The sequence below is a fragment of the Microbispora sp. ZYX-F-249 genome (assembly GCF_039649665.1).
GTDB lineage: Bacteria > Actinomycetota > Actinomycetes > Streptosporangiales > Streptosporangiaceae > Microbispora > Microbispora maris.
On sequence record NZ_JBDJAW010000001.1, the window covers coordinates 91,200 to 113,675 of the forward strand.

The following is a 22,476-nucleotide window of genomic DNA, read 5'->3' on the forward strand; positions in this document are numbered from 1 at the left end:
CTCACGAGCGGCAATCCGCGTCGTTGCCGCTGCCGGCCTGGTTGTCGGTGCCTGCGCCGTCGTAGTGGTCGCCGCGATCACGGCTCACGCGGACCCGACGCCTCTGCCCTCTCCTGTTCCTGGGCCGTCCCCGTCCGCTCCCGGTGATCTGCCGGTGCCGGAGGAGACGGGGATCGGCTTCGGTATCGGGGACTGGATCACCGGTCAGATCAACTCCTGGTTCGCCGGCCTGGTGTACCTGGCGATCAAGCCGCTGCTGGACCTGCTGGCGGTGACGCTGCTGGCCACCCCGGATGTCTCCGGCAGCGGCCGGGTCTTCGACCTGTGGAAGGCGACCGCCGCGATCGCCAACACCGGGTTCGTCCTGCTGTCCACCGTCGGTGCGATCAGCGCGATGGGCCACCAGACCGTGCAGACGCGCTACGCGGTCAAGGAGGTCCTGCCCCGGCTGTTCATCGCCGTCCTGGCCGCCAACACCAGCTTCCTGCTGTGCGGGAAGGTCATCGAGATCGCCAACGCCCTGTCCAAGGCACTGCTCGGGCAGGACTTCGACGGCCGCCGCGCCGCCGCCACCCTCCAGCTGCTGATCATCGCGCCGGGCGCCTCGCAGCAGATCTTCTACGTCCTGCTCGCCCTGGTCGCGGTCGTCTTGCTGCTGCTGTTGCTGATCACGTTCGTCATGCGGGCGGCGCTGGTGCTGTTGCTGACGGTCGCCTCGCCGCTCGCGCTGGCCTGCCTGGCTCTGCCGTACACCGAAGGGCTGGCCCGGTTCTGGTGGCGGGCCTTCACCGGGCTCCTGCTCATCCAGGTCACCCAGTCGCTCACGCTCGTCCTGGCGGTGCGGATCTTCTTCAACCAGGACGGCCGACTGCTGCTCGGCATCGTCCCGACCGGCCAGCTCGTCAACCTGGTACTCGCCCTGTGCCTGCTGATCATCTTGATCCGCATTCCCGGCTGGATCTCCCGCCGGATCTTCGCCGGGGTCGGCGGCCACTCGACGATCGGCCGGATGGTCAAGTACGCCCTGGCCTACAAGCTCACCTCGCCCGTCCTGGCCGCCCTGCACCTCCTCCCGGGTGGACGCCGGAGCAGCACGCCTCGGGCCGCCGGGAACGTGGCCGCCGCCCACGCGATGGCCGGGAGAACGATGGCCAGCCGAGCGCTTCCGGCGCTCGCCACCGGTCCTGCTGGTACGGCTGCCGCTGCCGGCGTGACTGCCGTGACCGGGACCGCCGCCTCCGCGGCCCGAGGTGGGCCCGGCCCTGCCAAGCACGCTCCCGTGGCCGCCCGCCGCCCAGTAATTCCGGCGGATTGGGAGGCCGCCCCGGTCAAGCACGCTCCGTCTGCTCCTGCTGTCCAGGGCAAGTACCGGAGGCCGCCGCGGCCGTCCGGTCCGGTTGCTTCGACGACGCCGGTGTACGGGCACCCGCGCGAGACCTACTACGCCAACGGCCCGGCCGGGCTGGCCCAGATGTACCGGCTCCGCACCCAGAACAGCCCTTCACGGCCTGCGCGTCCACCGGTCCCGCCGGTCATGTTCCGGCCTCCCGTCTACCCCTCGCAGGGCGTGGCCGGACGCGCGGGTGACACAGCGGATCGCCGTACTCCGCCCCCCAACGCCACAGGAGATGAGGGCCGATGAGCTGGGTGCAGCCGGTTCGCATCCCCGCCGACGTGGATCAAGAGGACAAGATCGTCGCCGGGTTCACCGCCAGGCAGGTGGTCATTCTCGTCGGCACCGGCGCTCTGCTCTATGCCGCGTACGTGCTTGTTGGTGACCGGGTGCCGCTCGTGGTCTGCGCCGCGGTGGCGCTGCCGGTCGCGGTGGCCGGGATCCTGCTCGCGACTGCCCGGCACGACGGTTTGCCGCTCGACCGCTACCTGCTCGCCGTCGTCCGCCACCTGCGCGCACCCAAACGCCTCGTCTCCGCTCCGCAGGAGGTGCCACCGCCTCCCTCCTGGATCGGCGCCAGGCCCGGCCCCGCTCCCGCGCCGCTGCGCCTTCCCGTCCAGGGGATGGCCGGGGACGGGCTGCTCGATCTCGGCCCGGACGGTGTCGCGGTCATCGCGGAGGTGTCCACGGTCAGCTTCGCCCTGCGAGCCCCCGAGGAGCAGGACGCGCTGGTCGCGGTGTTCGGGCGCTGGCTCAACTCGCTGTCGGGCCCGGTCCAGATCCTCGTACGCGCCGAACGGGTCAACCTCGCCGACACGATCACCTCCCTCGAGCACAACGCCCGCCAACTCCCACACCCGGCGCTGTCGGCTGCCGCGCTCCAGCACGCCGGCTTCCTCGCCGGCCTCGCGGAACGGCATGACCTGCTGCGCCGCCAAGTCCTGCTGGTCGTGCGCGAGCCAGCGGCAGGTAAGGCGCGGGAGGCCTCGGCGGCCCGTGCCCTGCGGCGACTGGAGGAGGCATCCCGGCTGCTGTCGGCGTGCGGGCTGACCGTACGGCTCCTGGACGAGGCGGCAGCCTCCCGCCTGCTGACCGCTTGCTTCGACCCTGCGGCGCCGCCGCTGCCCGCCGCCCAGATGGCGGCCCCGGACCAGGTCATCACGAGGGGAGAAAACTGGTGAAACTCAGTTCGCGCCGTAACTCACGACTCGGACATGGATTCGGCCCCGACGCGGTCGAAGTCCGGGCCCGAAGCCTGCAGGTCGGCGACAACCATTGCGCGACGCTCGCCGTCACCGGCTACCCGCGCGAGGTCACACCCGGCTGGCTGGAACCCCTGCTCACCTACCCGGGGCGGCTGGATGTGTCCTTCCACGTCGACCCGGTGCCGTCCCTGGTCGCCTCCGACCGGCTCCGCAAACAGCTCGCCCGGCTGGAATCCGGCCTGCGCAGCGACCAGCAGCACGGCCGGCTCATCGACCCCAGCGCGGAGGTCGCTGCCGAAGACGCCCAGGAGCTGGCCTCCCGGATCGCGCGCGGCCAGGCCAAGCTGTTCCGCACCTCGATCTACCTCACCGTCCACGCCACCACGGCAGAGGAACTGGAGGACGCCTGCGCCCAGGTCCGCGCCCTGACCGCCTCCCTCCTGCTGGACGCGCGCGTGGTCACCTTCCGGCAACTCCAGGGCTGGGTGTCGGCGCTACCCATGGCGTACGACAACCTGCAGATGCGGCGCACTTTCGACACCCCGGCGCTCGCGGCGGCCTTCCCCTTCACCAGTCCGGACCTGACCGCCGATCTCGGCCCGACGACCGTTCTGTACGGCGCGAACGCAGCCAGTTCCTCCCTGGTGGCCTGGGACCGGTTCGCCCAGCCCAACCACAACTCGACAATCCTGGGCTGTTCCGGCGGCGGCAAGTCCTACCTGGCCAAGCTGGAAGCACTGCGCTCGCTCTACACCGGCGTCGAGGTCGCCGTCATCGACCCCGAAGACGAGTACGCCCGCCTGTGCGCGGCCGTCGGCGGCGCCTACCTGCAACTCGGCGCGGCGAACGTCCGCCTCAACCCCTTCGACCTACCAGCCCCCGATCAGCGGGAGGGCGACGCGCTCACCCGACGCTCGCTGTTCCTGCACACCCTGGTCGCGGTCATACTCGGTGAACCGCTCGACAAGGCCAGCAAGGCGGCACTCGACCGGGCCATCATCGCCGCCTACAAGAGCGCGGGAATCACCTTCGACCGGCGTACCTGGAAACGCCGCCCGCCGCTCATGCGCGACCTCGCCGACGCACTGGCCACCGACGACGACCCCAAGGCCAGGGAACTGGCCGCCGGGCTCGCACCGTACGTCACCGGAAGCCACCGCCGGCTCTTCGACGGCCACACCACCACCCGGCCCGACTCCCACCTCATCGTGTTCTCCTTGCGGGATCTACCCGAAGAGCTCAAGGCGGTCGGCACCCTGCTGACCCTGGACGCGGTCTGGCGGCGCGTCTCCGACCCGGGCAATCGCCGCCCCCGTCTCGTCGTGGTCGACGAGGCGTGGCTGCTCATGCGGGACCCGGAGGGCGCGAAGTTCCTGCTGCGGATGGCCAAGAGCGCCCGCAAACACTGGGCCGGGCTGTCGGTGGTCACCCAGGACGCCGCCGACCTGCTCGGCTCCGACATCGGTCAGGCGATCATCGCCAACTCCGCCACCCAGATCCTGCTCCGCCAGGCACCCCAGGCGATCGACAGAGTCGCCGCCGCCTTCCGCCTGTCCGATGGCGAACGCCAGCTCCTGCTGTCGGCCGAGCGCGGTTTTGGGCTCCTGGCCTCCGACTCCGGCGCGTCCCGGGTCGCCTTCCAGGTGTTGGCCAGCGAGCAGGAACACCGCCTGGCCACGTCATCACCCTCCGAGCTGGCCGCCTATGGAGACCTCACGGCAGACGAGGAGGACGAGTTCTGATGCTCCAGAACCTTCTCTATAATCCCGATGCCTTCATCGAGATGTTCCTGACCTGGGTGAGCACCCATGTCTGGTGGCTCACCTTCGGGGTTTCGGCCGCTGCGATCGTGCTTGAACTGCTCAGCGCCCTGGTCGTACGGCTGCGCCACCGCGCCGCGACGAAGGGGGCGCGGTGCGTGGAGATCCTCGCGCCTCCGGTGGCGGACATGGCGGGGTCGGAGGCGCTGTGGACCAACCTGATGGGGCTGCTACGCCCGGCCTGGAAGCGGCTGCTGTTCGGTCAGCCGCACCTGGCCTTCGAGTACGTCTTCGGCGTCGGCGGCGTACGGATCCGGCTGTGGGTCCCCGGCACCGTCCCCCAACACCTGGTCGAGCACGCGATCGAATCGGCCTGGCCATCGGCGCGTACCGCGGTCGTGGAGGCGGCCCCGCCGGTCCCCTTCGGCGGGCAGGCGACCGGCGGGCACCTGGTGATCGCCCGTAGCGAGCTGCTGCCGATCCGCCACTCCCATGACCACGACCCGCTCCGCGCCCTGCTCGGAGCCGCCGTGGGCATGCCCACCTGGCAGCACGCAGCGGTGCAGATCCTCGCCCGCCCCGCGACCGGCCGCCGCCTCGCCCAGCTGATCAGCGGAGGCCCCGCTGGAGTGACCAGCAGGGGCGGGCTGGCTGTACCGCTCGGGCTGGTGCGCGGCTTTCTGGACTTCGTCACCCCCGGCCCGATGCACCCCCGGCTCCATCCAGCGCATCTCAGCCCCACCAATCGTGCCGCCCGGCTGGAGGAATCGGCCGAAGCACGGGCCATCCGCGACAAAGCCCAGCGTCCCCGGTACGAGGTAGCGATCCGCTACGCCGTACAGGCAGACGACCCCACGTCGGGGGACGAGCGCGACCGCAAGCAGGCCCGTGAGGCCCGGCGCAGCGCCATCCGGGGCCGGGCGCATGCGGTCGCCTCGTCGTTCGCCCTGTTCGCCGGGCACAACCGGCTGGAACGGCACCGGCTCGCCCTGCCCGCCGAGCGGGTGGCCTCGCGGATGCTCCGGCGCGGGTTCCTGCTGTCGGTGCCCGAAATCGCCGCTTTGGCGCACCTTCCCTTGGATGCCGCCGTACCGGGTCTGAGTCGTGCCGGGGCCAGGTCGGTGCCGCCCGCGCCGCAGGTCGCCGCGAAGGGCAAGGTGCTCGGCTTCTGCGATGCCGGGCACGTGCGGCCGGTCGCGCTGCGCGTCGCCGATTCGTTCCACCATGTGCACGTCCTCGGCCCGAACGGCACCGGCAAAAGCACGCTGCTGGCCCAGATGATCCTGTCCGACATCGAGGCCGGCCATGGCGTCGCCGTCGTCGACGCCAAGGGAGACCTGGTCACCGACCTGCTCGGCCTCATCCCCGAAGAAGCGGGCGAGCGTCTGGCTCTGATCGACCCGGACGACCGCCATCCCCGGCCGGCGCTCAACGTGCTGAGCGGCCCGGACCGGGAAACCCTCGCCGACAACCTCGTCGGCATCTTCCACAAGATCTACGCCGACTCCTGGGGACCGCGCAGCGACGACATCCTGCGCGGCTGCGCCCTCACCCTGTCCCGCAACGGCGGAACCCTGGCCGACATCCCGGCCCTGCTCAGCGATCCCCTCTACCGAAAAGACCTCACCGAACGGCTCGACGACCCGTTCCTGCTGGGATTCTGGAACTGGTACGAGCACCTGTCCGAGCAGGCCCAGGCCCACGTCACCGCGCCCATCATGAACAAGCTGCGGGCGTTCCTTCTCCGCCCGTTCGTCCGCGACATCCTCGGCTCGGCCCGGTCCACCTTCGACGTCGGCGACGTCCTGGACGGCAAGATCCTGCTCGCCCGCCTCCCCAAGGGAGTCCTCGGCGACGACACCGCACGCCTGCTCGGCTCGCTTCTGCTGGCCCAGGTCTGGCAGGCCGCCTCCCACCGCGCCCGGCTCGGACACACCCGCTCGCCCTCCGCCTTGTACGTGGACGAGACGCAGAACTTCCTGAACCTCCCGCACGCGCTGGCGGACATGCTCGCCGAGGCCCGCGCCTACCGGCTGTCGATGGTGCTCGCCCACCAGCACCTGGCCCAGCTCCCCCGCGACCTGTGCCAGGCCATCAGCTCCGACGCCCGCAACAAGATCTACTTCTCGCTCTCACCCGAGGACGCCCGCGAAGTCGAGCACCACTTCAGCCCCTACCTGACCCGGCACGACCTGGCCAACCTCGGCGCCTTCCAAGCCGCCGCCCGGCTCGTGGTGCGCTCCGCGGAAACCCCGCCCTTCACCCTGCGCACCCGGCCCCTGCCCGAACCCGACCCCGACCTCGCCGCACGCGTACGGCTCGCCGCCGCCCGCGCCCACGGCCGACACCCCACCGCCACCGACCCCCTCCCGGAAGGAGACCCCCGCACCCAACCAAAAGGAGAATCATGAACCAGCACTACACGCCTCGCGTCCTCGACTCGCTCGTCATGCGGCTCAGCGGCCACGACCGGCGCCTGCTCCGCATGGTCTGGACCCACGAGGTCCTGACCACCCACCAACTCCTCCAGGCTGCGTTCGACAACGACCACACCGGCCGCCACCGCCTGGTCAAGCTGAACCGCCTCGGCGCACTCGACCGTTTCCGTCCCCGGCTCCCTCTCGGCTCCGCGCCCTGGCACTACGTCCTGGGCGAGGCCGGCGCCGCCGTCCTGGCCCTGGAAGACGGCGTCACCCTGTCGGAATTCGGCTACCGGCGCGGCCAGGCCCTGTCCATCGCCTACGGCCAGCGCCTCGCGCACACCATCGGCGTGAACGGCATCTTCGCCGCCCTATCCGGCCACGCACGCCGCACCTCCGGGTGCCGCCTGGACGCCTGGTGGACAGAGACACGGTGCAAGGCCATGTGGGGCAAACACGTACGGCCCGACGCCTACGGCCGATGGACCGACAACGGCCTCACCCTGGACTTCTTCCTCGAATACGACACCGGCACCGAAACACTCGACCGAGTCGCCGCGAAACTCGGCGGATACGCCTCCCTGGCCGCCGTCAGCGGCATCGACACCCCGGTGCTGTTCCTCACCAGCGGCGCGCGGCGTGAGGCCAACCTGCATGACCGGCTGCGACTCCGAGGCGCTCTCGTGTCAGTACCCGTCGCGACCGCCACCGAGGGCCAGGAACCGCACGAGGCGATATGGCTACCAGGCAACCGGACGGAAGGACGGCTCCGCCTCGCCGAACTCGCGCGCCACTTCGGCCAGCAGGCGCGCCCTTGATCACAGAGCTCGGGGCCGGCAAATTCATCGCGACGGGCGGTTGCCTGGTATGCGGCGTCGTCGTCATCGCCGCCATCGGGGGCGGAGCCAAGTACGCCTTCACCGCTGGCGACACGGCTAAGCTCCGAGCTGCGGTCTGCGCCTACTCGGCCTCGCCGAACGCGGTACGGCGGGTGCCCGCTGCCCGCTTCGGGCTCTCCTCGCAGCAGATCGCGAACGCCCGGGAGATCGTTAACGTCGCCGCCAGGCTGGGGCTGCCCAAGCGAGCCGCCGAGATCGCCCTCGGCACCGCGCTTCAGGAAAGCGGTCTTACAAATTTAAGGACCGGCAGCGGCTCGTACGGGCTGTTCCAGCAGCAGCCGTCCCAAGCCTGGGGAACGAAGCAGCAAGTCACCACCCCATCCCACGCGGCCCGCTCCTTCTACACGCGCCTGATCAAGATCCCCGGCTGGGAGCACATGCCGCTCACCAAGGCTGCGGCGCTCGTCCAGCGTCCCCGGGAGGACCTGCGGGACGCCTACGCCAAGCACGAACCGCGTGCCAAGGCACTGGTCGCCCTGCTGTGGAAAGGCGGATCGCCCAGGCGAGCGGCCGTGGACACGGCCACGAGGGACGACATGCGGGTCAGTATTCAAGCCGCAGCCGGGCTCGGTGTTCCACGTGACGAACTCGTGGCCAGCATCGCGGCAGACCTGGCCGGTCAGGAATCAGGTGAGCAACCCGATCCGGATGAGATCAGGAAGCGCGCCGACGACATCGTGACCGCCGTCGCTGGCCAGCTCTGTAAGGAACTGAAACTCAGGGCGGACAACCCTGCCGACGAGACGGCCTCCGACGGAAGCGTGCTGATCGAGAACCCTGCCGGGCGAGGTGCGATCGCGGTCAGAGCCGCGCTAGGCATGATCGGCGTGCCCTACTCCTGGGGCGGCGGCGGGCCAGGCGGGCCGAGCTTCGGCACCGGCCGCGGGGCCGGGACCAAGGGCTTCGACTGCAGCGGCCTCACGGAGTACGCGTGGAGCAAGGCAGGAGTCAGCATCGGATCTTCCACCGGCCCCCAGTGGCACTCGGGCAAGCACGTCGACCGCTCCCAGCTCCAACCAGGCGACCTGGTCTTCTTCGCTTACAACCCCCGAAATCCCGGCACGATCCACCACGTGGGCCTCTACATCGGCAAGGGGAAGATGGTCCACGCCCCGCACACCGGCAGCCACGTGCAGATCGCGCCGATGTCCCGAAGCGACTACGCCGGGGCCGTACGACCGTCTTAGCGAAACAGCTTGAACATGGTCGATCACACACAGCTATCCTTTGCTCTCGCTGCGCGGAAAGAGCAGCTCACGCGAGCACTGTTGAGCGAGGGACATCGTGTCGACGATCGGCGTTGCCCTGGGGGCCACCACCGTCGGCCTCCTCATCGGGCGAATCGCCCGGATCGTCACCGACCACTTCGCCCCGCGAAAAGACATGCGGTACTCAATCGAGATCATCACTGCGGCGGTGTTCGGGCTGCTCGGGTGGCGGATCGGTATTGCTCCGCTTCTCCCCGCGTACCTCTATACGGCCACTGCTGGAGTAGCGCTCAGCGTGATCGACCTGCGGACGCGACGACTGCCGGACGCGCTCACGCTGCCCTCGTACGTCGTCCTCCTGGCGCTCGTGGCCGTCGGCGGGATAGTGAGCAGGGACGGAGCGGTCACCGTGGGCCTGGTCCTCGGCGCGATGGGCGCCTTCTCGCTCTACTGGTGCTTCCGCCGGATGAACACCGCACTCGGGCCGGGAGACGTCAAGGCGTCCGGTCTTGTCGGCGGGATCCTCGGGACCATCGGCGTACACGCCTGGGTCGTCGGGATCGGCGCGGGGCTCATACTGGCGGCGCTATACGCGGTGACCATGCTGATCAGCCGGAAGGGCTCCGCATCCACCCTCATACCGTATGGACCGTTCATGTTCGCCGGCTGCCTTGTGGCCGTCCTCGCGACGTGACCGCCGAACGTTCTCCACCACCGACGCTGGGGCCGTAAGCTGGACATGGCCGATCTCACCTTCTCTTTTGGCGAAGGAAGTGAAACCGGTCAGGGGCCGTTCCCTTTCGGGGGCGGCCCCGTTACTCGTTGAGGAGTTCCCGCAGCAGCGTGAACCCCGGCATGATCTCCCTCGGCCGTACGCCGACCTCGAACATCTCCGGCTCTTCGAAGACCGGTTCCCCGCTGGGGCGGCGCGCATAGGCTACGCGGCCGTAGTCGACACCGTCATCACGGTCGAAGCTCATCCAGGTGATTGCCTCTTGCTCGCCTTCGCGGAGTGCATGGTTCGAGACCGCGCGCGTGGCCACGGTGCTCGGCGGCTCGAAGATCCACACCTGCGGCACCGCGAGGACCCAGCGCCTCACGCCGATCTCACCGGCCTTCGCGGCGGCTCTGCGCTCGAAGGCAACGGCGGTCTCTCGATCGCGCAGGTAGTCGTAGTCGCTGAGGACGAGACGGCGCTCCCCATCCAGCACGACGACCGCGGGGCAGTCACGAGCGACGATGCTCTTCTCCAGGCGCTCAACCACGTCGAAGAGCAGGTTCGCCGTCTCGGCATTCACCCTGTTTCTCCTCCCGTGATGTAGACGCGGACCACCGCCGAGAACACCCTATGGCCCCACTCGGCCCTGTCAGCCTCTTAATCCACCATCCACGCTCGCCTCGTCGCCGGTGACAACGCCTGAGTAGAGCCGACGCGCTTCTCCTCCCAGACCGCACCCCCGGTGGTAACCCGCCTATGTGACTCGCGTTCCTGAGAGCGAAGGCCCATGCTCCGCTCTCAGCAGCGCCACAGCCCTCGCGCCGTCCCGGGACTAAGGACGGAGGCGAGCGATCACGTTTTCGCCGAGCACCTTGGACAGGGTGAGCAGGGTTCCCTGGTCGAGTTCGTCGATGCCGCCGGTGATGGCACGGAGCATGTTGCGTTCGGCTCGCTCGGCGCCGCGTACGTTCTGCTCGTGATGGGTGAAAGTGTTCACCGCCTGCACCACGCCCCAAGCCGTACCACGCCACGGGGCTACGCGTAGGTCGTGGTTCCAGAGCTTGGCCAGGGTGTCTCGCTTGTTCTCCGCCATGGTGCGGCTGCGGCCTCGCTCCCGTGGCATCGGTGTGTGGGCGTCCAGGAACGCCTGCCATTGCCGTTCGGTGACATCGACCCGGCACAGGTCGCGTACCGCCGTCGAGAATTCGTCGGCCAGTGCGTACACGATGTTCAGCGCCTCGCGGGCCTCGGCGAGCCGCAGCTTCGAGTGCCGGGAGTGCTTGATCTTGACCTGCTGTCCGCGCTCGGCGAGGCCGGCGGCCATCGTGTTGTCGCAGACGATGTGGGTCACGGCCCGTTTGAACGTCGTGGCCAGGGAACCGTCGAAGGATGTCGCACCGAACAGGTGGGGCCGGAACTCGACGCCTTCGGGCGTGACGACGTTGTCGGGCACTTCGACCGACACCCAGGCGACCGCTCCCCCCTTGAGCAGTCCGGCGGATCCGATCGACAGATCGGCGTCCAGGAGCCTGGAGACGGTGTTGATCAGCCATTCGACGTAGGGATGCGGCTCGTACCCGTCGGAGAAGATGCCCATGACATGGCCGTTGTCGCTGCGCACGATGGCCTGTCGTCCGGGCACCTGGGCCAGCCCGCCGCGCGGGTCTTCCACGTAGACCGGGCTGCTCAGCGCCTCCCAGCCGAACAGCCGACGCTTGACGTCGTCCACGGGGATCGGGCCGAGGTAGTGGTTCGGCTCCTCGGCCTGCATGCTCGCGCGGTAGTGCCAGGCCGTACCGCGCTTCTCGGTGAAGCCGATCAAGGTGTTGGCGTTCAGCCACTCCAGAGACTCCCTGGACATGTCTGTCTCCCCTCGGTGGAAATGAGAAAGGCACCGGCCGTTGGCCGATGCCGTCGATGTCGTAGGTGATGTTGGTAAGGAGAATTACCATATCTGCCGCATCCTCCAGCGAAAGCGCCGGAGTTCGGGCGAACTCACGTGGAGCGCTGTTGTACGGCGTAGGCCACGCGTTCGGTCAGTTCACGATCGGCTACGCGAATCTCGATGGTGCTCGTGCCGTCGCCGTGGACGGTGAACGAGCCGGACGCGGCCTCCAGTCGCCACCGGACGACGGTCTCTCGCTCTTTCTCGGTGAGCGAGGCCTCCGGCAGCAGTTCCACCAGGGTTTCGACGATCTCGGCCCGTGTGCCGTTCTCGGCCGCCCTCTTCGCCAACCGCTCGAAGCAGGCGATCAGGTCCCGTCGATAGTCGGGCAGTAGGCGGCGCTCGATCCTCTTCGCGACGAACTTCGCCCCTCGCGCCGCTGTCACCGTGATCTCATGCCGTCGCAGGTCAGGGCATGTTCCCCTGCTGCCGTCGGGGTAAACACCGAGCACCCTGATCCGTCCCCGCTGGTTCCAGATCGGATGCACGACGAGCCGGGCACCGGCGGGTCCAGTCAGGTAGGCCGGATGGCCGGGCCGCACCAGGGACCTGAAGCCCTCCAGATGCTCGGCGACCTCGATCACCAATTCCTCGACTTCCCATTCGTTCACCCACTGACTCCTTTCGAATAATTAGTTGACGAATTGAAATCGGGCCAATCTGGCACCGCAGAAGCATTTGAGATTTCCGACCGAGCGTTATCACTTCGATCGAAGCTCACATCTAAATACGGACGACGGTACGGCCCGAACGTCCGCCTACCGAGACCGTCATCCGCGCTGGTCTGCAGCGACGGTACGGATGCAACGGATTCGGCGGGCGCTTTGAAACGGGACAGCGCCCGCCGGTCCGGAGTTGGCTTTATGGCTGCTCTTCGTCGCGCATACGTTCTTGCTCAGCACGGAACCGGTAGATGTCCCTGCCGGGCTTGGCGCACTCCTGGCAGCGACAGCCGTACCTGTGGATTTCACTGATGTGAAAAACCTGGACGCGGGCCTGCCATGGTGTGGGATAGAGCGACTCGTCCAGTTCCACGTGAACGCGTCCGCGCTGCTCGTTGACCTTGGTCACCCTGCCCGGGTAGTAAAACGGAGACTGATAAGACTCCGTCCACCACGGCCGCACCGGGATGTGGAAGGAGGGCCGGACCAGGACGCGGTCACCTGGCTCCATCGCCATCTGCCCCCTTCCACAACTCCAGGGCACCCGCCGCATCGTCGAGCTGTGGACGGTCGGCGCCGCGCAGGTCTGCCAGTGTCCAGGCCACGCGCAGCAGCCGGGGCAGCCCGTCGGCCGTCACGAGCCCGGTGCTGACCGCCGATCCGAGCAGTTCTGCGGCCTCTGGTGCGACGGGAAAGCGCGTGTGCAGGTCCGGTGCGGGTATCTCGGCGTTGGTCCGCCATGGTGTGTCGGCCAGCCGGTGGGCCGCCCGTACCCGCGCTGCGAGCACCCGCGCGGCCACCGCCGCACTTGACTCACCCGTCCCGGCGGCGCGATCCTCCTGCTCGACAGGTGCGCGTGCGGCGACGTGCGACAGAAGCATGGCGAGGCGTGCCCGGTAGCGGCGCCGCGCCTCCGGTGTGCAGGCACACTCCTCCCGCCCATCGGGGCACGAGCATGGCCGAGCGTCGACAACCAGGATGAACCGCGCCGGGTAGCGGACGCTCCGGCCCATCCCGGTGAGGTGGACCTGTCCGCTGTCCATTGGCCGGCACAGGCTGTCCAGGACCGGGCGGACGAACTCCGGCGCGTCGGCGAGATGCAGCACGCCGTGATGGGCGAGCGAGACCGCACCGGGGCGATTGGCCGCCACGCTGCCGAAGATAGCCGTAGGGGTCGCCGTGTGATGCGGCGCGGACAGCGGGGGCGTGACCCCCGGCGCTCTGTCGAAGCGTCCGGCCAGCGAGTAGATCTCGGCGACCTCCCGGGCGGCCTGCTCACTCAGCGGCGGCAGGATGCCCGGAAGGCGTTCGGCGAGCATCGTGGCCGGGCCGTCGCCGGACAGGAACAGGTGGTGCCCGCCCGCCGCGCAGACCTCCAGTGCGCGGCGGGCCGCCTGGTTGCCCGGCACGTCGGCCAGGTCGACGGCGAATGACGATGACGGCGCAGACTCCGGTTCCTGGTCGTGATGATCGCGGAATGCCCCGTGACGGAGCTGGTCGACCACGTCGGCCAGCCTGGTTACGGGCATCACCACGGCGCCGGGGACCTGCGCCGCCTCCCGCGCGCATTCCGCCGGGACAGCGACTCTGCTGATTCCGGCACGGACAGCGGCAGCCACCATCGGCAGGACGCCTCTGACGGGGCGTATCCCACCGTCCAGCGCCAGCTCACCCAGGAACACCCGCCCGGCGACCCGCTCGGCCGGGACGACACCGGCGGCGGCCAGCAGCGCCACGGCCAGCGCGAGATCGGCCGCCGCGTCGTAGACCGGCGGGATCACCGGTGACACACTCACCGTGATCCGCGCGTCCGGCCAGGACGTTCCGCTGTTGCGGATCGCGGCCCGGATCCGCGCGCGGGCAGGCCAAACCGATAGCTCCGGCAGGCCGACCAAATACAGCTCCGCGTCGCCGGGTGCGGCATCGGCCTCGATGTCGACGACATGCGCGGTGACACCGATCAGGGCGACCGACCGGGTTGAGGCGTAGCCCATCCCGTTCACCACCCCACCGGCAGCACCGGCCGCGCGGAGTCCGGGCACTGGGCGGCCTTGTCAGCGATCTCGTCGGCCATACCCGCGCAGTCCATCCCGGCGGCCGTCTCCGGCGGCAGTCCACAGTCCAGGGCCGTCCGGATCAGCCCCGCCAGGCGGTAACCGGGATCGACCGACAGCGCCCGCTCCACAGCGACGCGCGCCAGCGGCCCATCTCCGGTGCACAGTGCGAGGAACGCCAGCAAGGCGGCCGGAGGGGCGGCGAAGTCCGGTTCCACCCTGCGGGCGAGTTGGGTCCACAACTTGATGTGCGTGTCGCCGTCGTATCGGCCGATCAAGGTCAAGGCCGCGTCGCGGACGCAGATCGCGGTGAGCCGCACGCCGAGCCAGGCGACCTCGTCGGCGGACAGCTCCTGCCCGGCCTGGGTGCGGTCCAGCGCGGCGGCAACTTGATCGAGGCCCTCGTGATACCACCCGTGATCGTCCCCAGCAGCCAACAGAGTGCGCGCCTGAGCGCAGGCCTCGCGCGTCGCGGCCCGCACCTGTTCCCGGTCCTGCCCGCCCACCGGGGCGAGCGTCGCCGAGAGTGCCGCCCGATCAGGCTGGGCGACGTACCCGGCGAACACAGCAGCAGCCGCAGCCGGGTTGGTCCCCGCGTCGTACGGCACGCCATCCGGTGAACAGCAGTCGGGATCGGGGCACATATACGACCAGTAGCGGCCACCCTCGGCCCGGAGCGCGTCGATCGTGTCGATCCCCGCATCCGACAGTGAGCCGCGTATGGCGTCCATCACGGGTGTGACGTGCCAGCCGGGCCCATACCCGATGAGGATCGCCCGCTCAGTGCCGTTGCGGGTGAGCAACTCGGCGAAGCGCCGGGCCAGGTCGGGAGTGTCCTCGGAGTTGTCCGGCAGGTCGAAACGCATGCTGAACCGCAGCCCTCGGGCGGTGCTGCCAGGTTCCGCGCTGGGTTCGAACGCCATCGCGACGATGCTTCGATCCGGATGGAACCCCAGCATGTAGGGCACGATCGCGATGAAGTCCGCCGGACGGCTCAGCCGTACCGTGTGATCCAGACCAGAGGTCATGAGTGTCCTCCTGAGCATGAAGAAACCCCCGGCGCGATCAGCCGAGGGCGATGGAAACGAAGACGGTCAGGGTCAGCAGCGCTCGATGCGGACGCCGCCGCGCGGTCCGAGGAAGATCCGCCGATCGGGGTAGTCGAGCCCGTCGGCGGAGCCGTACAGCGTGATCGCGCAGTCGTCCCCCACGCATGGGGTGAGCGCGTCGGCGGCCTCGCGATGCGTGAACGCGAAGTGCGAGCGCTGCCAGTAGCCGTACCGGTGCCGATCGACCAGCTTGCGCCGGGCATCGGCCAGGGAAGTGAACTCCTCCAGGTCATCCGGCTGCGGCGGGCCGTACCCGCTGCCACCGGACCAGAATCCGAACCAACGTCCCATGATCGTGCCCCCTTTAGGTGCGGGCCGGGCAGCCGGGCGACAAGTGGTCGCCACCGCAGTAGCCGCACCACTCGTCCATCGCGTAGATCGACAGATCTTCGGCGTACCGGTCGCGCCACTCCAGCTGCGCGCGGGTGTAGGAGTCGAAATAGTCGGCGTCGGTGTCGCCGGGTCGCAGCGTGAGGTAGTTCAGAACCGTCCGGGCCGCGCTGATCAGCTCACCGGGCGTCAGAACCGCGCCGACACCCGAGCAGATGTCGGACCCGCTGAAGATGGTCCGGCGGCGCCGAGACAGCCGGTACCGCCAGCGGATCCGGCCCTCATCGGTCCGCCCGGCGGCCTCCACCTCCAACAGGTGATCGGTGTCGATCTGCCATGCGGGCACCAGCCGGGAACTGATGATCCACGCGGGTGGCAGGGTCAAGGCATGCGTCATCACCATGGCGACTCCAAAAGTTCAGGAAGGTGGAATGGCGGCCGTCAGTACCGGCGACGGCGGCTCAGGTGATGCGGTCGTACGGTCGTGCTGACCACGTGGATCTCGCAGTCCCGGAAGTCGAGGGCATCGGTGTAGCAGCGTGAGCAGCGGATCAGCCGCACACGCGCCCCCGATGCCCGGTTGGTGTGCGTGGCGTCGACCCACAGATGGGTCTTGGCCAGACAGCCGAGACAGGTGATGACCTCGGCATCCTTGGGCATCGGCGTGAGCGCCACCGTCACCACGTACTCACGCGTGCTGCCGGGATCAGCGGCGGACACCAGAGTCGCGGTGTCCGGGCGGACCTCACCCAACGCGGCCACGCGCATCACGCGGCCCCCGTCGCAGACCGTCAGGTCTCCCACGGACCAGCCGGCCCGGACGGCAGAATTCACCTCCATACGATTGCCTCCCTTTTCGCGGCGCCTGTCCGGCGGCCTTCCGTACGGTCCGGCGGATGCGGGAATCAGGACGGCGGTTCACGTATGGCGGAGTCCGGTGTGTCCGGCGCTCTCGCGGTGCGAATCGCGCTCACTTAAATACGGTGGCCGGAACGGCCCGACCGTCCGCACGCGGCAACATTTCCGCAGCATTGCCGCGCACGCCGCACCGACAGCCGACCGTTCCGGCCCCGCGCCGTCCTGCGGCTACGGCTACGTGAACCACAGAACAACATGTGAGAACGAACATCGCACCGAACGCGTCAGACGCGCACCGGCGGATTTCGCTCTCACCTAAATACGGTGACCGGAACGGCCCGACCGTCCGCGCCCGGCGACGTTTTACCAACGTCACCGCGCACTGTGCGAACAGTCGGCAGGCTCCGGCCCGCAACCGTTCTGGGATGTGACAGCGCACAACGCAGAACACGAGGTGAGAGCGAACATCACACCGAACACGTCAGAGACGCACCGGCGGATTCCGTTCTCACTTAAATACGGGGCGCGCATCGGTCCGAGCGTCCACTCCTCTCAAGATTCTTTGTCGTCTCACGTGGGGTGATGACGCGTTCTCACGGCAATAAGAAAGGGCCCCAGAACGCTCTCTGGGGCCCTCTCGCGAGCTTTCCTTAGTCCTCTGCGCTACATATGCCGCCGTGGACCATCGTGCTCCTGACGTCGTCAAGACGCTCCGACAGTTCCCGCCACTCCGCGCGTGCGGCCTCCCGCACCCGGATCACGTTCCGGCGAGAGCCGTACGCGCCCCCGTAGCGTGCCTGAGCAACGCTGCTGAAGACGCCCGCCCGCCCGAGATCCTGAGCATTGGACGCGATATCGATCATGCTTCCGATGGTCGGGAAGTCCCGACCGTCCCCGAACGCCTGACGGAACATCTCCGCGCTGTGCTGAGACACACAGAACGCGACGGCGGCCCCCGTGACCATCTCCGTACGCGGGACACCGCGCATGAGCTGAGCCCCCGGCGTGGCGTCGATCTCATCGGCCGGAACATCGATCCGGTAACCGTTGCGCGCGGCGGCATCGCGAACCGCCCACCGCTGCAGCGTCGTCCGCGTGATGGTCAACTCTCCGCCGTCCCTGCGGACGTAGATCCACGCCTGAGTGTCCCGGGTAGGGCCACTGTCAGGGGTAGGGGCGCAGGACGCCAGGACATCGCGCAGACGCTGAGCGAACAGAAGTACCGCGTCCTGCGTGACATCGTCCGACACGTCGTCCGTCCCGTACGGCGCGTGCCCCTGCTTAACGATGGTCGCGCTTCCATCCATGCGCTTACGGGAACGGGTGGCGTCGACCGTACGACAGTAGCCGCGTGCGAGCCGCTGAATCTCCGCCCAATCGTCCGGCGTCACGCGCGCCATGTCTTCCGGCGTGAGCTTCTCCCCCGGAACGTTGGAAGGGACGCACTTACCGGGAACTCCGTTCGACATGTTTTCTCCGATCTCCGCGACGCGATTCGCGCCGCCCTTCTCTTTTGGCAATTCAATTGAAACACGAGACGGAGACCGGCACAATGAAATCCCGCGCGTCTTTACCATGTTTTCCCCGACCAAGAGGAGGGAGCGGGTCGTAGAGAAAGCCCCAAGAGGCACGAGCGGGTTACAAGGAGAATGCCAAGAAGAGACAATCACTCACACTGAAGCGAAAAGCCAGCAATAAAGGCAATCAGAGAAACAGTGACGGGCAAATGCGGAAGCCGGGCCAAATTAATCAGCACGGCGCCCCTCCCAGCCCTTCGATCATAGGGATCACCGATACAGTCGGGCCAGCAAGAGGCCTCGCCGCAGGCCGCTGACCAGGGAAAACGCCATGGGGATCATGACCAATCATAAGTGGCGCACCATTGGCCGAGCATTGGCCAATGGATTGGCCACCCTCTATGTACGCCTCCGGTTATGGCATGGTTGAAATTACTCGGAAGGCGAACGCACACTCCTCGACTTCCGAGACCCCGCACCTTCTCAGAGCTGACGACGACCCGATTTTATCGATGCGGCACGCCACTCTGCCCGCGCACCCAGTTGGCCTCGCCTCTCCCGCTGTGTTTGACAGCGTGCGTTTTGAGGCTCGATGGTCATGTCGTGCTCTCCTATATGGCGGGGTTTCCGCGGTCTTGCTGCAGGAGCCAGAGGTCGCGAAAGAGCCCGGGCTGGGAGATTAGTTCGGAGAAGGGACCCTCGGCCGTCACACGCCCGTCTGCCATGACCACGATCCGGTCGGCGACGACCGTGTTGGCGAGATTGTGCGTGACGAGCACGATCGCTCGGTCTCGGGCGAGCTGACGCAATCCGGTGAAGATGCGGTGCTCGGCTCGGGCGTCCAAGTCGGAGGTGGGCTCGTCCATCACCAGCAGGCCGGCGTCTCGGTGGATCGCCCGGGCGCCTGCGATGCGCTGCCACTGCCCGGAGGACAGGGCCTGACCGCCCCACCATTCACGCGCAAGCAGCGTGTCCAAGCCGCTCCGCAGCACGCTGATCACCGAGTCGGCGCCACTGGCGGTAGCCGCCCGCCGTACCGCGTCGTCTCCCTCAGGCTGGGGCTGGCCGAGGTGGATGTTCTCCCGCGCGGTCATCGGCCAGCGGGCGAACTCCTGCGGCACGACCGCGCACTGCTTCCACAAGGCGTGCGGGTCCAGATCACGGGTGCTGACCCCGTCCCAGGTGACCACCCCGGAGGTGGGCAGGTTGAGCCCCGACAGCAGTTTCATCAGCGTGGTCTTGCCCGAGCCGTTCTCGCCCACCACGGCGACGATCTCTCCCCGCCGGACCTCGAATTCCACCTCGTGCAGAGTGTCGCGATCAGCGTCAGGGTAACGGAAGGTCACCTGGTGGAGGGCGACATGCCGGGGACGGTCCGGCACGATGTCCCCCCGGTCCAGACGTTGCCCGGCCGCCTCCTCGACGAAAGACTCCCAGTCGTCCATGTATCGGCCGGTGCGCATCAGATCGGTTCCGTACCCGACGATGCCGTACAGGCCGCGGGAAGCCGAGCGTAGCGTGAAGACGAGCGTGCCGGCGGCAGCGGCGCTGATATGACCGGTGCCGAGCAGCAGCATCACGCCGGCCCACATCAGCGCCGAGGCGAGGCCGCTGACGGCGGAACCCACAAGGTTGATCCTGGCGCGCTGCCAGGCGGCTTGATCGTTGGTGCGGTCCACCCGCACGCCGCTGGCCCGGTATTTGTCCAGCAAGTAGGGGGCCAGGGTGTCGGTGCGGATCTGGTCGGCCTGGTCCTTGTGGGTCAGGTGCCAGCGCAGCATGTTCAGCATGCGGCGATCGTGGAACGTCCTCAGCGTCGCCAAATAGGCGACCCGTTCGCCCGCTACGGAGGCCGCGGCCTGGGGCACCGCGGTGAGCGCGAGCAGCGGCAGCAGGATCGGGGCGAGCGCGGCGATGACCACGGCTGCGGCGATCAGCGTGGCCGCCGAGGAGACCAGGTTCTGTGACTGGCCGATCATGTCGCGGCTGACCTCGACTCCCCGGTCGGCCTTGTCGTAGCGGTCGTTGAAGCCGGGGTGGTCGTAGGCGGCCATCTCGGCGTTGGTGGCCGCCTCCAGCATGCGGTACTCCGCCTCACGCGAGATCCGCGGCGCGAGCCGGTGCGATAAGGACTGGATCGCGATGCCCAGGACCGCTCGTGAACCGGCCGCCCCGCCCAGGATCGCCACGGAGGGCACGGCCGCGCGCAGCTGAGCGGGGTCCTGAGCGGACTGGATCAGCGCGCTGAGCGCCGTGGTGGTCGCGAACAGGCCGAGCGCCTCCAACAGGCCTGAGACGACCTGGCAGGCCAGCAGAGCGAGCGTCGAGCGCCGATCCACCGCCCAGGCCAGGGAGAAGGAGCGACGGACCAGCGTGGGCAGGCGGGCGCTAAGGCTGCGCCCGGTCAGGTGCTGGGCCAACTCGCTGGTGTCGCCGCCGTTGTAGTTGAACCTCAGCTCCTCGCTGTGCTGTTCAGGGCCGGTTTCGTTGTCGGTGACGGTTGTCTCGTCGGCCACGTCAGCGGCTCCTGTTCCACGATCGGGAGGAATCTGGCCGGCGAAGCGGGCGCGCCTGGTCGGCAAGGACCTTCAGGTCGGACGGGGAGAGTGGGGCAAGGACGGGGATCTCGTCTGAAGGGATCGCGTGGGTTCGACGGAGCGGCTACGTACTGGATTCCGGCTGTTTGCTCTTCGACCCGGTGTAGGGACATCACCTCCCATCCGATGACAAAAGCTCGTAGTTCATTGCCCTGTGCGCATTGCGATGCTCGCCGAGTGGGGGCGAATCTGCCTATAGTCCGGCGGAACTGCGAGAAGGGGAAGACACCTCGGAGCTTTAAACTCATGTCCCCGACTTCCGAGATCCGCTTTCCTTTCTAGAGTTGACGATGCCGCGATGCGATCGATGATGAGCACCGAACTGATCTTCACATCCGCAGGTTCTTCCTGCAGCGCCCATAGTTGCAATCGCCGATCGTCGCTGGAGAGGTCTCTATCGTCTCGGTGGGGCCACCTGTGAAATACTCATTGCGGCATCGTCTGGCTCATCGATTCGGTTACATAGGAGTTTGAACGCCCTTGCGAGGTCCTCGGGTGTGTCGACTGCCACGCCTTCGTCGGCAACGGGAAGCATCCGAACGCCGTACCCGTGCTCGATGAAGCGCAGCATCTCCACACCCTCGGTTCGCTCCAGCGGCCCTTGCGGGAGCTGCCGGAACTGGCGGAGAGCCTCACCGGTGAAGCCGTAGAGCCCCAGTTGACGCAGATACGTCGGGCGGGCCCCTCGCGGATAGGGGATCGGTTGGCGCGAGAACATCAAGGCGTTTCCACCGGCTCCCAGCACGACTTTCACGACGTTGTGATCGAGGACGGCGCCGGCGTCGTCCAGTTCCGTGTAAGCGTTCACCGCGAGTGTGCCGACGGTGAGGTGGTGGAGAGCGTCGGAGACGGCATCGATCGCGGCCGGCGCGATGAACGGCTCATCGCCCTGGACGTTGATGTAGGCGTCGGCGGAAACGCGTGCAGCGCATTCCGCGACGCGGTCGGTGCCGGTGAGGTGTTCTCCAGTGCGCATGCATTCGATGCCCAGTTCGCGGCAAACGGCCTCGATGCGTTCGTCGTCTGTCGCGACCAGCACACCGTCGAGACGCGTGGCCTCCATGCAGCGTTGGTGCACATGCCACAGCAGAGGCTTGTCCCCCAGCGGGGCCAAGGGCTTGCCGGGGAAGCGCGAGGCCCCCCACCGGCAAGGGATGATCGCTATGTGGCGACGCACGGTGCGTGGCTGTGCTGCTGGATCGGCGACCATGGCGTACTCCCGTCGATCGGGTCTCAGGAACGTGCAGGACGTGGAAGGAGGGCCAGCTTGGCGCGGACGGTCGGTGAGGCGGCTCCCTGAAACGACCGCCACTCGTAGCCGCTGACCTCCTCGGTCTTGAGCGTCAGCGAGCGCTGCGCCTTGAGCCGGAAGACGAAGCGGAAGTCGACGTGCTGGTGTCCCGGTTCGCCCTTGGCGGGGTTGGCGTCGATCTCATGTACGTCGATGTCGAGGGGAACCGTCTCAAACCCCCGTAGGGGGACGACCGCGTCGCTGGGGATGCCGGTCTCCTCGGAGAGCTCGCGCAGGGCGGCGTGAACGAGGTCCTGGTCGCCCTGTTCGATGTGTCCCCCCGGTGCGAGGAACTTGCCTGTCGCGTTGTGGCGGATGTGGAGCACTCGGTCGGCGTCGTCGAGAACGATGGCGCTGCAGGTGACGTGAGCTGGGAAAGTCTTGCGGTGCGTGGGGTCCAGCGCGTCTGCCAGAGCGGTGAACAGCGGTTCGAGAAGCTGCCGCTCCCCGGGGTGCCGGCCGAGGTAGGCCTTCGCTGTGGCGCGTATGTGGTCCGGGGACGGCGGCATG

20 protein-coding genes are annotated in these 22,476 nt (G+C 68.2%); 7 read left to right on the forward strand and 13 right to left on the reverse strand.

What is annotated here, in order from left to right; all coding sequences use genetic code 11:
• Positions 1 to 154 precede the first annotated feature (154 nt).
• The 7 genes from AAH991_RS00410 (at position 155) to AAH991_RS00440 (ending at position 9,579) form a co-directional block, all read left to right on the forward strand.
• On the forward strand, positions 155 to 1,642 hold the full coding sequence (locus AAH991_RS00410; protein WP_346223915.1) for a conjugal transfer protein TrbL family protein: 1,488 nt from the start codon (positions 155 to 157) through the stop codon (positions 1,640 to 1,642).
• Positions 1,639 to 2,574, forward strand: a complete 936-nt coding sequence (locus tag AAH991_RS00415) for a PrgI family protein (protein ID WP_346223916.1) — start codon at positions 1,639 to 1,641, stop codon at positions 2,572 to 2,574. Before AAH991_RS00410 ends, AAH991_RS00415 begins: the two co-directional genes overlap by 4 nt.
• Complete coding sequence (locus AAH991_RS00420; protein WP_346223917.1) at positions 2,571 to 4,340, forward strand: VirB4 family type IV secretion system protein; 1,770 nt, start codon at positions 2,571 to 2,573, stop codon at positions 4,338 to 4,340. Before AAH991_RS00415 ends, AAH991_RS00420 begins: the two co-directional genes overlap by 4 nt.
• Positions 4,340 to 6,769 (forward strand): type IV secretory system conjugative DNA transfer family protein, encoded by a 2,430-nt coding sequence (locus tag AAH991_RS00425; RefSeq protein ID WP_346223918.1) that lies wholly within the window; start codon positions 4,340 to 4,342, stop codon positions 6,767 to 6,769. The genes AAH991_RS00420 and AAH991_RS00425 overlap by 1 nt, the downstream gene beginning before the upstream one ends.
• Complete coding sequence (locus tag AAH991_RS00430) at positions 6,766 to 7,596, forward strand: replication-relaxation family protein (RefSeq protein ID WP_346223919.1); 831 nt, start codon at positions 6,766 to 6,768, stop codon at positions 7,594 to 7,596. Before AAH991_RS00425 ends, AAH991_RS00430 begins: the two co-directional genes overlap by 4 nt.
• Complete coding sequence (locus AAH991_RS00435; RefSeq protein WP_346223920.1) at positions 7,593 to 8,864, forward strand: C40 family peptidase; 1,272 nt, start codon at positions 7,593 to 7,595, stop codon at positions 8,862 to 8,864. Before AAH991_RS00430 ends, AAH991_RS00435 begins: the two co-directional genes overlap by 4 nt.
• Positions 8,865 to 8,961: 97 nt before the next feature.
• Complete coding sequence (locus AAH991_RS00440) at positions 8,962 to 9,579, forward strand: prepilin peptidase (protein WP_346223921.1); 618 nt, start codon at positions 8,962 to 8,964, stop codon at positions 9,577 to 9,579.
• Positions 9,580 to 9,700: 121 nt separating this feature from the next.
• On the opposite strand, the gene AAH991_RS00445 is transcribed toward AAH991_RS00440, so the two are convergent.
• The 13 genes from AAH991_RS00445 to AAH991_RS00505 form a co-directional block, all read right to left on the reverse strand.
• Positions 9,701 to 10,183 (reverse strand): hypothetical protein, encoded by a 483-nt coding sequence (locus AAH991_RS00445; RefSeq protein WP_193209123.1) that lies wholly within the window; start codon positions 10,181 to 10,183, stop codon positions 9,701 to 9,703.
• Between the two features lie 252 nt (positions 10,184 to 10,435).
• On the reverse strand, positions 10,436 to 11,464 hold the full coding sequence (locus AAH991_RS00450) for a DUF932 domain-containing protein (protein ID WP_346223922.1): 1,029 nt from the start codon (positions 11,462 to 11,464) through the stop codon (positions 10,436 to 10,438).
• Positions 11,465 to 11,598: 134 nt separating this feature from the next.
• A complete protein-coding gene (locus AAH991_RS00455; RefSeq protein WP_346223923.1) occupies positions 11,599 to 12,159 on the reverse strand; it encodes a hypothetical protein in 561 nt (186 codons plus the stop codon).
• Between the two features lie 250 nt (positions 12,160 to 12,409).
• The gene (locus AAH991_RS00460) at positions 12,410 to 12,619 is read right to left on the reverse strand and encodes a hypothetical protein (protein ID WP_346223924.1); all 210 of its coding nucleotides are present in this window, start codon (positions 12,617 to 12,619) and stop codon (positions 12,410 to 12,412) included.
• An 88-nt stretch (positions 12,620 to 12,707) separates the two neighbouring features.
• Positions 12,708 to 14,204: an ATP-binding protein gene (locus AAH991_RS00465; RefSeq protein WP_346223925.1), complete on the reverse strand. Its 1,497-nt coding sequence runs from the start codon at positions 14,202 to 14,204 to the stop codon at positions 12,708 to 12,710.
• 5 nt (positions 14,205 to 14,209) lie between these two features.
• Positions 14,210 to 15,292 carry a DUF4192 domain-containing protein gene (locus tag AAH991_RS00470; RefSeq protein WP_346223926.1) on the reverse strand — a complete coding sequence of 361 codons (1,083 nt, stop codon included), beginning with the start codon at positions 15,290 to 15,292 and terminating at the stop codon, positions 14,210 to 14,212.
• 72 nt (positions 15,293 to 15,364) lie between these two features.
• Positions 15,365 to 15,664: a hypothetical protein gene (locus tag AAH991_RS00475; protein ID WP_346223927.1), complete on the reverse strand. Its 300-nt coding sequence runs from the start codon at positions 15,662 to 15,664 to the stop codon at positions 15,365 to 15,367.
• Positions 15,665 to 15,677: 13 nt separating this feature from the next.
• On the reverse strand, positions 15,678 to 16,106 hold the full coding sequence (locus AAH991_RS00480; protein WP_346223928.1) for a hypothetical protein: 429 nt from the start codon (positions 16,104 to 16,106) through the stop codon (positions 15,678 to 15,680).
• Positions 16,107 to 16,144: 38 nt separating this feature from the next.
• Positions 16,145 to 16,543, reverse strand: coding sequence for a hypothetical protein (locus AAH991_RS00485; protein ID WP_346223929.1), 399 nt, complete (start codon positions 16,541 to 16,543; stop codon positions 16,145 to 16,147).
• Between the two features lie 668 nt (positions 16,544 to 17,211).
• A complete protein-coding gene (locus AAH991_RS00490) occupies positions 17,212 to 18,030 on the reverse strand; it encodes a hypothetical protein (protein ID WP_346223930.1) in 819 nt (272 codons plus the stop codon).
• 659 nt (positions 18,031 to 18,689) lie between these two features.
• Positions 18,690 to 20,594, reverse strand: a complete 1,905-nt coding sequence (locus AAH991_RS00495; protein WP_346223931.1) for an ATP-binding cassette domain-containing protein — start codon at positions 20,592 to 20,594, stop codon at positions 18,690 to 18,692.
• A 475-nt stretch (positions 20,595 to 21,069) separates the two neighbouring features.
• Positions 21,070 to 21,885, reverse strand: a complete 816-nt coding sequence (locus AAH991_RS00500) for a 3-deoxy-manno-octulosonate cytidylyltransferase (RefSeq protein WP_346223932.1) — start codon at positions 21,883 to 21,885, stop codon at positions 21,070 to 21,072.
• Positions 21,886 to 21,908: 23 nt separating this feature from the next.
• Positions 21,909 to 22,475, reverse strand: coding sequence for an NUDIX hydrolase (locus tag AAH991_RS00505; protein ID WP_346223933.1), 567 nt, complete (start codon positions 22,473 to 22,475; stop codon positions 21,909 to 21,911).
• Position 22,476 lies beyond the last annotated feature (1 nt).

Excerpts from the sequence above, each read along its gene's own strand:
- AAH991_RS00415 (WP_346223916.1), top strand. The coding sequence starts at position 1,639 with ATGAGCTGGGTGCAGCCGGTTCGCATCCCCGCCGACGTGGATCAAGAG.
- AAH991_RS00425 (WP_346223918.1), top strand. The coding sequence starts at position 4,340 with ATGCTCCAGAACCTTCTCTATAATCCCGATGCCTTCATCGAGATGTTC.
- AAH991_RS00430 (WP_346223919.1), top strand. The coding sequence starts at position 6,766 with ATGAACCAGCACTACACGCCTCGCGTCCTCGACTCGCTCGTCATGCGG.
- AAH991_RS00450 (WP_346223922.1), bottom strand. The coding sequence starts at position 11,464 with ATGTCCAGGGAGTCTCTGGAGTGGCTGAACGCCAACACCTTGATCGGC.
- AAH991_RS00465 (WP_346223925.1), bottom strand. The coding sequence starts at position 14,204 with ATGGGCTACGCCTCAACCCGGTCGGTCGCCCTGATCGGTGTCACCGCG.
- AAH991_RS00470 (WP_346223926.1), bottom strand. The coding sequence starts at position 15,292 with ATGACCTCTGGTCTGGATCACACGGTACGGCTGAGCCGTCCGGCGGAC.
- AAH991_RS00475 (WP_346223927.1), bottom strand. The coding sequence starts at position 15,664 with ATGGGACGTTGGTTCGGATTCTGGTCCGGTGGCAGCGGGTACGGCCCG.
- AAH991_RS00480 (WP_346223928.1), bottom strand. The coding sequence starts at position 16,106 with ATGGTGATGACGCATGCCTTGACCCTGCCACCCGCGTGGATCATCAGT.
- AAH991_RS00485 (WP_346223929.1), bottom strand. The coding sequence starts at position 16,543 with ATGGAGGTGAATTCTGCCGTCCGGGCCGGCTGGTCCGTGGGAGACCTG.
- AAH991_RS00490 (WP_346223930.1), bottom strand. The coding sequence starts at position 18,030 with ATGTCGAACGGAGTTCCCGGTAAGTGCGTCCCTTCCAACGTTCCGGGG.
- AAH991_RS00500 (WP_346223932.1), bottom strand. The coding sequence starts at position 21,885 with ATGGTCGCCGATCCAGCAGCACAGCCACGCACCGTGCGTCGCCACATA.
- AAH991_RS00505 (WP_346223933.1), bottom strand. The coding sequence starts at position 22,475 with ATGCCGCCGTCCCCGGACCACATACGCGCCACAGCGAAGGCCTACCTC.